The organism is Rothia mucilaginosa, assembly GCF_001061665.1.
Lineage (GTDB): Bacteria > Actinomycetota > Actinomycetes > Actinomycetales > Micrococcaceae > Rothia > Rothia mucilaginosa_A.
Map to the genome: position 1 here is coordinate 249674 of NZ_JVSP01000016.1, position 12979 is coordinate 262652.

A 12979-nucleotide genomic window follows, 5' to 3' on the forward strand; every position below is an offset into this window, starting at 1 on the left:
CACAGCAGTCTCCGGAGCCCACACAATAGAGCCAGTCCGAGAGTAAACATTATCTCCGGCAGCAACCAGAGAGGAAGGCAGACCGCCAGAGGTGTTACCCTCCCACGACGCCGACAAGTGAGGACGCTCCACGCCATCCACAAAAATGCGGAGCGTCGCGTCAATCACCGGCCCCGGCTCATACTTACCCTTGAGCATCAGCCAACCTCCTTAATCGTGAGCGACATCGTGCGCCACGTATCCTGCGTCCAGAACTCGTGCTCCGTGTACGTGGTCGTTGCCTCCTCGACGATTACCGAGTCAGCGCCCGCCCCAACATCCCAGCGCGGGCACGAATCCAGCCAGACCACCTGCGGGAGACATAGAGTCGTATATCCTGACGCGGTAATCTTCAGACCAACCGCGGCGGCAGGAAACACGGGGATAGTCACCTGCAACCGGTGCATCACCTGACGCTGAGCCCGCTCAACACGAGCGTTACCCACCGGGCGGCCAGCAGCGTTCACAGGCTGGAGTGTCAGCACCGTATCCCCTGCAGCGTCCACAGACACAGTCACAGGTGACCCAGCAGGCACCGGCACAGACTGGGCGATAACAACCTCGCCGCCGCCAACACATGACGCCGCCGCGGGGCCACCCACACCATCCGCAAAACCGCCATTAGCGATACCAGCCAGCATTGACTCGGCAGGCGTGAGCACGTTCGTCACCGCCGCCTCGTCAGAGATGAAACGCCACGGACCGGAGCCGAACGCGCCTGCGACCAGCTGCGCCAACCCAGTAACCTCTCGGTTCGTGCCGGATACATCGAGCGACCATTCGCGCCGCCGCGCCCATGCCGGGGTTGTGACAAACGCCCAGCGGCGCGACGGCGCCGACTGCACCTCATACCGAGTCGGGTTAGTGACCTTAACCGGGGTTGGCCACAGAATCTTGTGCATACGCCCCAGCTCGCCGATGTATCCAGCCATTAGTAGACCCTTTCAGCTCGTCGGGACATCTGCAGGAAGGCACGCTCGTCTACAGCGCCCAGGCGAGACAGCACATCTACCAGCTGGGATAGCACCTCAGCGTTCTGTGCGGTAGCGCCTTCGCCCGGCTGGTCGGTAGCTGCAACAGATACCGGCTCAGGAGTCGTAAGGGTGCTCAGTCCAGCGACGCTAGCCACTGAGAAGTCCGCGCCACCGAGCGCGTAGCCGGCAGCATCCGCAACCTCATCACGACCCGCACGGATAGCACCAGCGAAATCACCAATCAGCGCCTTACCACTATGGGTGGTGTAGCCGCGCCCCGAGAACGGACCAATCTTAGCCGGCGAGTGCGGGAAGAAATCGCCAATGGCCTTCATGATGCCGCCGACCGCATCCTTCGCTCCGCCAATCATGCTTTTAATGCCGTCGATAAAACCGCCAATCAAGGCCTTACCGGAGTCCAGCAGTAGCCCGCCGAGGTTGCCCAGACCGTCCTTAATTTTGCCAGGCATCGACTTCACAAATTCGACAGCCGACCCTACGCCGTCACCAATGGCTTTGGTGATGCCATTCCACGCGCCAACAACAAAATCGCCAATGCCATTCCAGAGGTTAGTCCAGATGTCCACCAGCATTTTCGCGAGGTTCTCGAAGATGTGCATGACGACATCAAACGCACCTGTGATGGTGTTGACGATGAAATCGAGGATGCCCTTCAGTACGTTGAGGAGGCCATTCCATGCGCCCTCCCAGTCACCACGCAGGGCGGACAGGAACACATTCAGGATGCCCGTGATGATGTTGATCGCGTCAGAAATTACCTTCCCGATGAACCCAAATATGTCAGAGACAGTTTTGCCGATGAACTCGAACGCGGGTGAGAACGTTTGGATAAGGAAGGCCACAATCGGCGCGAGGAACGAGATAATCTGGGCCGCAATCTCGACGATAGTCGTCACCAACGGTACGAGCGCGCCAATCACCGTTGTCACCATGCCAATGAACGCCTGGCCAATCTGGACGAGCACGGGGATGACCGCGGCGATAATCGGCTGGACCATCGTGACGAGACCCTGGAAAATCTGCGCCAGCGAATTGCGGAAAGGCTCACTGGATGCGAGCGCGGTCACAAAAGCGGCCACGAGCAGGCCGATGCCTGCGACCACCGCGAGCACCGGGGCCGACAGGCCCGCGAGGACGCCAGCGACAGCACCGATGACGGGGAGAATCGCACCAATCACGGACGCAATGGTGCCGACGATGGACACGACGGTGCCAATAATCGGCGCCAACGGAGCCAAGGCACCCACCACAGCGAGGATAGTCGCCGCCAACTGCGGGTTATTACGCATGAACTCAGCCAGCGCCTTCACCACGTCAGCCACAACCGGCAAAATAATCTTCAGCGCCTCAGAAAGACCCTTAGCGAGCACCTCAACCACCGGAGCCAGCGACGACTTAAAATCTGCGAACGCCGGGGCGAGTCCCTGCACAATCTGAGTAACCAGAGGCGCCATGATAGGCAGAATCTCACCAATAGCACCCAGCAGAGCACCCACAGCAGGTGCCGCAGCCGAGAACGCCGGAGCAAGCTCAATAGCAGCCTTTACCAGACCGTCGAACATCTTGTGCACGCCGTCAGCGATGGCAGGGTTGCGGAGAGCCTGGGCGATGCCGTCAAGCAGGATGCTGACGACCGCGCCCGCCTTCTCCATCGACCGTGAGATAGTCGGCGCGAGCTGTTCAAACGCGCCTGCCAGCGAGGACAAGCCAGGGGTGAGGTTCTTCATGCCGGCGAACGCGCCCTCAAACACGGTGGTGAGCGCGCCCTGCATGAGCGGGCCGTTCACCGCCTTATTGATTGCGTCAAACGCCGCAGCTAGACCCTGCAGGCCGCCACCGCCGGCGGCTTCAGCCGCCTTAGCAACACCGTTGATGACGCCTGCGACATCGACTAGGATTCCGCCAAAAAGCTTCGCGTTCGTGATGCCGCGGTCGATAATCTCGTTGATACGACCAGTCTCTTGAGCCTGGGTAACCCAGCTCAGGAACGCGTTCGAGACCTCGGTGAACGCGGCCGCCATGCGAGGCAGATACTCACCACCGACCGCGCCGAGACGAACCATCGCCTCCATAAAAGGCGCCGCGCCCTCAGACGCGATAGCGAACGAGTCGTGAAGCGGCTTGAACAGCTGAGCCATGCCACCAACCGCGACGATGCCATTTGACATACCACGGAAGAATTCAGACCAGAAAACGCCGGTAATCTTGCCGAGCTTCACATACTCGTCCAAAAAAGGCTTGATGCCATTCTCTAGAAGGTCCTTAAGCCCTACCTTTCCAGCAGACCAGAAATCCTCATTGTGCAAGTAACGCGCGGTACTGAGGGCGTCTTCAAGCCAGCCAAAGCCACCGTTGTAACCACCTTGGAGCTCACCAATAGCGAGCAAGATATTCTGCAGACCATCAGCGCTAGACGCCAGACCCACCAGGAAGCCGCTCATAATGCCCGGCAAAGCAAGACCAGCACCAGAAATCTGCGCCATCGAAACAGCCACCATAGCCGCATTACCAGCCATAGCACTCATTGCCGCACTCATAGCCGCAATCTTCGTCGCCGCCGCACCAGCAGAAACCGCAATACGGTCAAAATTCGAGGCAACTTCCTTAGCATGCCCAAACCCAACCGACGCGACATTACCGCCAGCCAGCGACGCCAAACCAGCCTTCGCCGCATCCAAACCCTGCAACACCACACGCACCTCAGCAGTACGAGGACGCGTCAACACACCCAACGCAGCAGACGCCTTACGAGTCTGCGCATCCACCGTCACATGGGTCTTAAAATCCTTAGCAATACCCGCCAGGCGAGCCTTCGTCTGAACAAGAGACGCCTGATCAACACGCGCCTCAACATCAACAGCAGTCCGCAACTGCCCCTTTAACGCGGCCAAATCCTTCTTCAGATCAGCCTTGAACTTCGACGTATCCGGGAAAACACGGATAGACATCTTGCCAATCGACGCCATCGACTAAACCCCCTAACGGTATTTCGCTGGAACCATCCGAGACAGGTCCATCTTTTCCACTGGCTGACGCATATCAACGCCGACGCGTTCTTTCTTCTTCTTGACAGGCTGCGGAGGGTTCACACGCTGTGAAGCCGTCAACCGCTTGCCCTTCACCTGCGTATTCACACCATTGACCACACCAGCCAGCAGATAAGCCTCATTGCCCCACCCGAACAGGTCAGAGTTCCCAAGCTCCAAAGCACGGAACAGAGACCGCTCCTCGTACTGCACCCGACCCAGCAGGGCCTGGACCGGGCGCAGATCCTCAACCCAAACCATCTCGAACGGGTTCACACCGAACAGGGCGAGGAAATCACCAACTAGCTCTTGGTGCTCTGAGAAGAACTGGTCGAGCGCATGCCTTTTCCCAGCTCCTCCACAAAGGCAGACACAGTCTGAATCGCAGGCAACAGATTGGCAGCGTTATAAAACTCTTTGCGGAACGTCTCCACGTCAACGATGAACGTGTCATTCACGACTGCCTTCACCAGCAGCTTCATGTCCTGGTTAGTGAAGTCATCAACATCAATATCAAGCCCCTGCAGCGCTTCCACCGCTTCTAGGGCATCAACCGGGTCAATCTCATTGAGCGGGCGGAAATACTTAGCACCCGGCAGCTTCTTAAAAGGAACCTTCGGCGCCTTACGGTCAGCGGGCATCTTCTTACGAGCAGTAGTCATAACAGGGTTCTCCTATAGGGGGGGGGGTAGAAGTGTAGCCGCCCCTCCCCTACCAAAAAAAGGGGCGAGGCGGCTACAACAACCAAATATTCAGTTACTAAGCGGCCACATCGGAGGCACGAACAGCAGGCGCAGCGGCAGACTGACGCTTCACCGGGTAAAACACCTTGTGCAGTCGGTCCTGGCTATCCGGCTCCGCAGTCACCTTGAGCGCCACCTCAGTGTACTTCTCCAGGTCAAACGTCGGAAGACCAACACTTAGAGTCGTCGAATAGAAGCCGATACCAGCCAGGTATGCGCCGTCCTCCACGACATTGAGCAGCGCGTAAGTCTGGCCGCCGGTACGAGAAGTGGTCACATAGCCGTCTTCTTCGGCGATACCATTCGTCTTAACCGCTTCGAAGAATCCCTTCGAAAGGGCAACGCTCTTGATGGTGCCGGTAATCTTGCCACCAGTTCGAGTGTCCTTACGGTCCCAAGTTCGCTTGTTCGAGTCCTTATCGTCGTCCTCTTCGAACTCCGGCAGACTTTCAGACGAGGTGTCACCGAGCCACTTCCAAGCGCCCCAATCCTCACCGGTGAACTCAAAGGTGTTCAGCTTAGGGAACTCGGTGCCAACGGGCGCGTAGTAAATGTGACCGATGTTCGCGATGCTGGTCGCATCAAGCGCTTCAGTAAGCTTCGACATCAGCTCACTCCTTCCATAAAAATGTCTATAAACAAAAACCGGGGCTAACCGGCATTAGGAGATTGGCGGAAAACCACCTGAACCGCCGCAGCGTACTGAAACAGGCGGGATGCCTCGTACTTGTGCTGAACCAGGTGCGGCTGCTGAACCTCCGTACAGCGGCTCACCCACCCCAACTCAGTCACCTCATGCACACTATCGAACAGGCGGCTAAAAGCGTCAGCACACAACTGCTGAGCATCCACTCGACGCTCAGCCAACGCATTCAATGTCACCGTAGCCACTGCCGACAGTGACGGGTTATCCAGGTTGTCGCTAAAATGCGTCGGTGCTGACTGCTCAACAATCAACGCCGGTAGCCGCCTCAACAGGTCAGTAGGAGCCTGAAAGAACAGCGCCCCACCAATCCCCTGCAGATGGTGTTCAACGAGTCCGAGCGTGTCAATGGTCTTCATTAGAGTGCCCTCGCATTCTGTAGAGCGCGCGTGAACACGAACTTGCCGGGTTCCCACCCGCCGTCCTTCGTCACGTGCCCCCACTCGATGATGTGGGCTTGCGGGTCCGTAGTGAAGATGAGGTAGTCCATCACACCGCGCTTAGTCGGCTCACGAACGAACCCGAAGGACTCACGGTACGCGCCGGTGACGCGCCCTTCTGGGGTTGCGTACACGCGGGCAACCTCAGCGTCCACCAGCGCCTTGCCCTTGCGGGCAAGCGCAGCGAACTTTGGGTCACGGGACGCGTGCCGTGCCGCGATGAGCTCGATATCGGCTCTTGCATGGAATGACACGCTACTTCACCTCCGCAGACGGGTCCACCATCAACACCTTGTAGTGTGAGGTCGTCGCAGACATCGACGAGAGGATAGCTTCGCCTCTCTGCTCGAACACGCGGCCGTCCCATTCGATACGTGAGTACGGTCCGCCAGGCCATGGTGCCTGACCATGCTCCTGGTGGAAGTACTTCACCCGGTAAACAGTCTGAACACCATCAGCAAGCCCCGCAGCCTCTTTAGAGGAGACTGGTTGCACGTTGCATCGCACCGTGACGGGGGGTGCGGGTTCTTCCGGCCCATACGGGCCAACCGATGGCTGTACGGGGGTTACCGTGACTGTGTGTACGCCTTTGCGGAGCCTGCTCACGGCAAACCACCACCGGTGATGTACCGCTTCTCAGAGAACGAGTCCTGGGCAGGCCAACCGTACTGGAATTGACGGTCAGGAGGCAGGGAGATGTTAGGTCCCCAGCTCCGGTACCGTGCCGCAGCGTAACCATCAGTCGCAGGGGCGACGGTCCGGAACCTGCCGGTACCTGTCGCCTGTGCGAGGTTCTTCCAATCCTTCTCCAGGATGTCCAGAAGACCGGACGCGACCATGTAATTCAACTGGTACGAGTAACCGTCTTCCGTCTCAGACTTATAAATTCCGCCGTCATCCGCGCGAAGCACCCGAGCCACAGCCTCAGCCTCAATATTCCTGACAAGGTCGAAAACGACCTCATCAAGAACCAGCTCATCCAGGCTCTTATAGCGGACACGAATCAGGTTTTCCGCCTTGGAGAGCAGGGAGGCAATGTAGGATTCTTCGTCACCGCGGAACTCCCTGCGGAGCGCAGCCTTCACGTCATCAGCAGTCGCAATAGTCAATGAATCACTCACCATGCACGCCTCCCCTCTCTACCAGCGCCCCGATTACTTCGGGTCAGCAACCTTGTCTTCGTAGGCAACGAACGCGGACTTGTCGGTGATGACCCAGCCGAACTGAGCCTCCACCAGCATTGCCTCCATGTTGTTCTGCCACAGGTTGACCTGGGTGCCGCCGTCGTTGATGGTCGCCTGGTCGGTGCGGCGGATAGAAATCTTCTCCGCAAAGCCGTACTTGAGTGCGGACCAGTCGCCACCGAAGGCACGAACCTTGGTGTCGGCGGATGCGCCGACCTTGCCGGAGACAGCACGACCGTAGGCGACGGGCAGACCCAGCAGGTTACCCAGGTTATCCTTCAGGTTCACGCTATCGGAGTAGATGGGGCGGCCGAGCGTGTCAGTTGCACCGTAGATGCGGGACTTGAACGACTTATCTGCTGCGAAGCCGTCCAGGTCAAAGTCAAAGTTCTCGTTCAGGTTCACCAGATCCGCACCAGCCAGAAGCTCAGAGGTCAGACCGCCCTTATCCTTAGCAGTCGCACCCAGCTCAATACGGTTGGTGGTCTGGTTGACGTATTCAACGCCAACAATGGTCTGGCCGTTGATTGCGTTCTTGCCGTGCAGGATAGCGAGGTCGAACGCGCGGGTGATAGCCGCAGCTGCTTCCTTCTCCAGAAGCTTCAGGTAGCCGGCGGCGTCAGCCTGACGCGCCTCCATCGACCAGTACATCAGCGCCGCAACCTTGATGGGCTTGATGGTCTTTGCGGTCACGCCCATGCTGGTCACGGGCTTCGCCTGACCCTCACCGACCACGCCAGCCTGCGGCTGGGAGGTCTGCACGGCGATAGTGGTGCCGGTAATCGGGATGGGGGTGGTGCCGGCAAGCTTCTGGACGACGGAGCCTTCAGAGACTCGGCCGATGATGTTGCGGGCGAACGACTGCGGCAGGACACCGCCAGTCTTAAAAGTTTCAAGAGTCGCAGTTGCGCTCATAATTGGGTCTCCAATCAAGTTTTGGGTATAGAAAAAGCCCTCACCGTCTCGGTAAGGGCTCAAATATTAGGGGCGTTTAGCCGAAGATAATCTCTGCTACCTCTTCATAGGCATCACGTGCAGGTGCCGCGTGCTGTGCGGGGTTCGGCGCCATGCCTCGGCTCTTCGGTGCCGCTGCGAGGACCGCCTCGGTCTTCTCGTTCGCGGCATCACTGATGAGCTTCTGCAGAGTCGCGAGGTTCGTCTCGATTTCCTCGCTGGTCGCACCCGGCACGAAGGGTGCGAAGTCCTGGGACAGGCCGACTGCGGCGAGCGCCTTGACGCGTGCCAGCTCAGCCTGCAGGGACGCAATCTGGGCCGCTGAATCATCCTGCGGCTCAGAAGATTTTTCGGCCTCGACGGGCTCAGACTCGGGTTCCTGCTCGGGCTCTTCAGCAGCAGCAGGTTCAGGTGCCTCTGCCTGCTTCGCCTTCACAGCCGCCAGCTCAGCCTTCAAATTCTGAACCAGCTTCCACGCACGCTCGGGGTCGAAGGTCTCGCCGTCACGCTCCCACGGGGGCGTAGCTTCAGTGTGCTCTTCGGCCTTTACTTCAGTGACAGGTGCTTCGCTCATCTTTTAGTTCCTTTCGGGTATAGCAAAAGGCACCCCGCCACCTTAGCAGGATGCCTTTCACAAAAGTTATAAGGAGTTAGCCGGTGACGCCCCCGACGGTCTTCTAGACCGAAGCATAAAGCCGCGGCCGCCCAAGCGTTATTGCCACACCAATAGGTAATAGGTGAGGCTCAGGGTTACAGAGGAATCGTCTAACTCCTTACCCATAGCATATCAGCTATTCTTGTTATTTTCAAGATGAATTTGGGTTAGATGTTGCCCTCCAGAGTGCATAACATACAAATTTTTAATAGGGGCTTGAGGATTTCGTAAATTGTATGTTCGCATTTGCCTCATCAGTTTTTCGTCCAAACGCCTAACCCCAAGGTCGACAACAAAATTCTCTTTCTGCACACCATGCAAGCGAGCTTTCTTCACAGCGTCAGATATTCGATTTTTAATCGTCGAGTACTTATTCTTTGAGGATTTCAGCTCACTAACCAGTTCTCCATTGTTCAGCCAAACGAAATCGTTGCTGGGCTTCATGCCGCCGCCCTTCTCAGGTGTCGGTCGTTCAATCCACCGAGCCTTATTCCCCAACGCCTCAAACCTCAGCAAGAACAACAGCTCATGACCGTACAGCTTCTCGCCATCAGGAATCTCAGAAGCAAGCGCCCCATAATACTTCGGGTCAACTTGCTCTTCTTGACCATCAAGCCGTTCAGCCTCCTGCCAAGCCTCAGCCTCACGCGATAGCACTGTCGAGATCTTGACTGGCTCATACCCCTCTGGGTCTGCCTCGTACTTACGGTCTTCCTTCTCGACCGTCTCCCGATAAAACTTCGCCAGCCTCTGCTGCTCAGCCCGCCCCGACCAATTCTCAGGGTCAAAAACGGGCACCACAATGCAGTCGCAGTGCTCATGGAACGCGCGCGGGTTCTTCTTCCGCAGTTCTGTCCGTGCTTTCCGAGAGAGAAAACCGCCCTCACGGGACTTCTCCCCCACCGGCGCGGCAACATACTTCGCCGCATCCGCAGACGAATACACAGGGCCACGCGAGGCCAACATAATGCAGAACCCGCACGAATACTTGCCCTGCAAAACACGAGCCCACCCCACCGGGCGAACCTCCCCGCCGCCCGCCGGGGCATCATCCTCCGACTCATCGCCACCAGTGAGCGGGGAGGTGGAACGTTCCAGCTCCTCCTGCTCCTCCCTGGTCGCATAATTGCCGAACTCGGGGTCGAGCACCGCACGCATCATCTGACGATGCCCCGCCATCACCACATGACGGCGAGCCGCCGCCGCCAACTGCTCCGCAGAAGCCCCCACGTTCTCGCGAAGAAGCTTCCTGAGCGCGGAAGCATGATACGGCTCCACCGGAGGGTGATACGCCTCCACACCATGCTCAGCCGCTGACGCATCCAGAAAAGCGTTCGCCGCCTGCGCCGCCAACCGGCGATGCTTCACAACCAGCGACCGCATACCAGGCTCCGCAGCCTTCACCGCCGCCGGGTCAGACAAATCAATCAACCCCAGCGCCGCAAGGAAAGCCTCCACAAACGCGTCAGCCACAGCGGCTAACGCCTGAGCATACGCCGCAGCGAGATCATCAAGCATGCGGCGCCTCCTTTAGTAGACGGGGTCCCCCACCGACACCGCCAAACGACGGTCCAACGCACGGTCACGCTTCAACTGCTCCGGCGACAAGCCCATGAACTCGCGGACAGTCTCAGACGAGACGACGCCCTGCGCCTGCGCCTGCAACATCAATGCGTTGCGAGAGCTGAGCGAAATCACTGCGGGGTCACGCCAACGCGCTTCAAGGGTTTCAAGCCCCTCAGTGTCCACCCCGGCAACCGCCAGGACGCACCGCGCCAAATCTTCCACCGCGTCACCAAAAATCGACTGCTTCAGCTCCGCCTTCGTAATCAAACGGTCTTTCGCGCTTCGCATCGCCTCCGCAGACGCGGGATTCGACTCCGTCGAGACACCCAGCATGAACGGCGGGATGCCCGTCTGCGACGCGACCTGCAACGCATAGGTCTTGAACGTATTCAACAACTGAGTCAGGTCTGCACCCGGCACCGAGCCGGTCTGCGCACCGGACGGACCCACCAAGAAACGCCCAAAATAGGCTTCCAATCGGGTCTGCCGCTGGTTACCGTCCTCATCAACGAACATTTCCTCCACACCATCGCCGAAAAGGTAGCGAACAGGCATGGACAGGAGCTCCTGAGCCACCTGCAGATTCGTCAGAGTACGAGCCGCCGCATCACACAGCTTATGAATCTCTTCAATCTCGCTTCGACCCTCTTCACCCAGGCGAATCTGATTCACAAAGGGGATAACGGGGATTCCGTCGAAGCCATGCTCGTCAATGTGGGTGAGTACTTCGAAACCATCACGCAGAGCGAAGAAACGAGTCACGCCAGGCTCATAAACAGCCCGGTACATGTCCAAACCATCACGATAAGTCTGGGTAGCCTGGACCAGGCGGCCCGTAGCGTCCCTCCGCAACTCAAACTCATCACCCTTATGCACGGAAATGTGCGGGATAGAGGGGTCAGAGCCGCCGCCAACGACCATGAACGCCGCACCAGAGACAAGAGCCTCCGTCAGCGCCAGCGTCAGCTTCGTGCGGAAGTTGTTCGCCTGCAAAATGCGATTCAACTGTTCGGGTGCCTCATCCTGACCGCCATGACGCGAAATCGAGAACCCATCAAGCACCAACGACTCGACCAGCACATCCACAGCCAGCTTCGGCCAGCCAACCTGCATCTCCAGCACACGGACATCAGGCGGTAGGGACACGCCGATAGCATCCAGGCGGTGCTCACCGTTGTAGTAGCTCTCCCACTTACCCGGGTTCTTTACAATACGGCCCATCCGGCACCGCCTCCCTTCTTGTCCTTCTCAGTTAGCCCATGGAGCGCAAGAGTGCACGCCACCAAAGGCGAAATATCTTCAACTCGATCATCGCGAGTCCAATACCACAGCTCACTGCCGCCCTTAGAACGTCGACAAGCCTGCACAGCCGCATCTAGCTCCTCCTGACCGGTATGCCTCACCTGAGCGCGACCCAGCGCCTCATAAAACGCGCCGCACGCCTGCATATAGGTGCGGTGGTCAAGACCAGTAGTCATCCGCTTCAGCTTTGGAGACTTCGCAATCACCTCAGTCGACTGCGAAGCACCCGTATAAACCATCGCCGCAGGTTTCCACTTACGCTTCAGCTCCTCCAGACGTGCCGGAACCCAATCCGTACCAACACGCCTATCAACAACCTCAATATGGACGTTCCCATCAGCCCGGCGAGACGCTGCGGCAATCGTCGCCACGTCACGCAAAGGCGTAACGTCCACACCGAACGCGACCTCAACACCGGAACGGGACTCTGTATCGAGGCACTGCGCCCAAAAATCAGCCGGAATCGCCGAAGAAGAGCCGACCTTCGACCAGATGCCGAGGCGTTCACGCTTGAAATGCTCATCGCTCATCGCGCGGCGCTCCGAATCCACATACTCAGCCGAGATGCGCCGACCGAGCGCCGGATTTGCCAGCGCCCAGTTCGCCGGGTCAGCCGGATCAGCATCCTCAACCGTCGACCACTCGTAAAACGCCAGCTTCGTCTCCTCAGCAGGCGAGAGCGCCCTATCACGGATGCTTTTCAGCACCTCAGAGTCAGGCATACCAGCAGACGAGGCGTACCAGATCTGCGGAGACTCATTCAAACTCTTTGATGCCAGCGTCGGCAGCATCGAAGCCTGCACAGACCGCGGCAAATCGTAAGCCTCGTCAAAAACAACCAGGTCTGCGGTGAAACCACGCGCCGAACCACGGCTACGCGCCTTAAACAGGACACGGTTACCGCTCGCAGTCGTCAAAGACATGCCGCTGTTGCCGGTTTTGATGCCCGACATCTTCCCCTGCGGGTCACCCGCGTAGCCAGCCATGTACTCGACCAGCTCGGACCCGCGAATCAACGACTCCAAACGCTGCTGATGCTCAACAGCCGTACCGAATAGGTGCGCCGAGTGAAGAATCAGCCGCTCACCGAACAAAAACATGCCAGCAAGCTCACGCGCCTCAAGAATCGAGCCTTTACCATTCTGTCGAGGAACAATAAGGCCAACCTCGAACGCCTTCCAGCGCCCGTCAACACGCTCACCAAGCGCGCCACGGAGCACATGCTGCTGCCAAGGGTCCAAATGCAAGCCCGCAACAGCCGCCAAGTCCACCGCATCATCACCTGCTGAGGTGAAATATAGCGGGGTCACGTCGATGCGTGGAGTCTGAGACCCCATCAGCTGAGCAGTCTCAGCCACAGAGCCTCACCTCC

Annotated in this window: 14 protein-coding genes; all 14 read right to left on the reverse strand. The window is 58.4% G+C overall.

The genetic code is table 11. The features are described from left to right. Window positions 1-197 precede the first annotated feature (197 nt). Window positions 198-971 (reverse strand): hypothetical protein, encoded by a 774-nt coding sequence (locus ADJ95_RS08605; RefSeq protein WP_049334220.1) that lies wholly within the window; start codon window positions 969-971, stop codon window positions 198-200. Next, window positions 971-4000: a phage tail protein gene (locus ADJ95_RS08610; RefSeq protein WP_049334221.1), complete on the reverse strand. Its 3030-nt coding sequence runs from the start codon at window positions 3998-4000 to the stop codon at window positions 971-973. Before ADJ95_RS08610 ends, ADJ95_RS08605 begins: the two co-directional genes overlap by 1 nt. 12 nt (window positions 4001-4012) lie before the next feature. Further along, window positions 4013-4321 (reverse strand): hypothetical protein, encoded by a 309-nt coding sequence (locus tag ADJ95_RS08615; RefSeq protein ID WP_152691733.1) that lies wholly within the window; start codon window positions 4319-4321, stop codon window positions 4013-4015. A gap of 41 nt (window positions 4322-4362) precedes the next feature. Then, window positions 4363-4722, reverse strand: coding sequence for a hypothetical protein (locus ADJ95_RS08620; protein ID WP_049334223.1), 360 nt, complete (start codon window positions 4720-4722; stop codon window positions 4363-4365). Window positions 4723-4819: 97 nt separating this feature from the next. Then, window positions 4820-5410 carry a hypothetical protein gene (locus ADJ95_RS08625; RefSeq protein ID WP_049334224.1) on the reverse strand — a complete coding sequence of 197 codons (591 nt, stop codon included), beginning with the start codon at window positions 5408-5410 and terminating at the stop codon, window positions 4820-4822. A gap of 44 nt (window positions 5411-5454) precedes the next feature. Continuing rightward, a complete protein-coding gene (locus tag ADJ95_RS08630) occupies window positions 5455-5865 on the reverse strand; it encodes a hypothetical protein (RefSeq protein ID WP_049334225.1) in 411 nt (136 codons plus the stop codon). Beyond that, window positions 5865-6200 (reverse strand): DUF5403 family protein, encoded by a 336-nt coding sequence (locus tag ADJ95_RS08635; RefSeq protein WP_049334226.1) that lies wholly within the window; start codon window positions 6198-6200, stop codon window positions 5865-5867. Before ADJ95_RS08635 ends, ADJ95_RS08630 begins: the two co-directional genes overlap by 1 nt. Before the next feature lies 1 nt (window position 6201). Continuing rightward, window positions 6202-6552 carry a phage head completion protein gene (locus tag ADJ95_RS09630; protein WP_422662557.1) on the reverse strand — a complete coding sequence of 117 codons (351 nt, stop codon included), beginning with the start codon at window positions 6550-6552 and terminating at the stop codon, window positions 6202-6204. After that, window positions 6549-7055 (reverse strand): Gp19/Gp15/Gp42 family protein, encoded by a 507-nt coding sequence (locus tag ADJ95_RS08645; protein WP_160310632.1) that lies wholly within the window; start codon window positions 7053-7055, stop codon window positions 6549-6551. Before ADJ95_RS08645 ends, ADJ95_RS09630 begins: the two co-directional genes overlap by 4 nt. A gap of 45 nt (window positions 7056-7100) precedes the next feature. Further along, window positions 7101-8045 (reverse strand): phage major capsid protein, encoded by a 945-nt coding sequence (locus ADJ95_RS08650; protein ID WP_049334229.1) that lies wholly within the window; start codon window positions 8043-8045, stop codon window positions 7101-7103. Window positions 8046-8121: 76 nt separating this feature from the next. Further along, window positions 8122-8658: a hypothetical protein gene (locus ADJ95_RS08655; protein WP_049334230.1), complete on the reverse strand. Its 537-nt coding sequence runs from the start codon at window positions 8656-8658 to the stop codon at window positions 8122-8124. Window positions 8659-8871: 213 nt separating this feature from the next. Continuing rightward, the gene (locus tag ADJ95_RS08660) at window positions 8872-10257 is read right to left on the reverse strand and encodes a hypothetical protein (protein WP_049334231.1); all 1386 of its coding nucleotides are present in this window, start codon (window positions 10255-10257) and stop codon (window positions 8872-8874) included. A gap of 12 nt (window positions 10258-10269) precedes the next feature. Continuing rightward, window positions 10270-11526, reverse strand: coding sequence for a phage portal protein (locus tag ADJ95_RS08665; protein WP_049334232.1), 1257 nt, complete (start codon window positions 11524-11526; stop codon window positions 10270-10272). After that, window positions 11511-12965 (reverse strand): terminase TerL endonuclease subunit, encoded by a 1455-nt coding sequence (locus ADJ95_RS08670; RefSeq protein ID WP_049334233.1) that lies wholly within the window; start codon window positions 12963-12965, stop codon window positions 11511-11513. The genes ADJ95_RS08665 and ADJ95_RS08670 overlap by 16 nt, the downstream gene beginning before the upstream one ends. Between the last annotated feature and the right edge of the window lie 14 nt (window positions 12966-12979).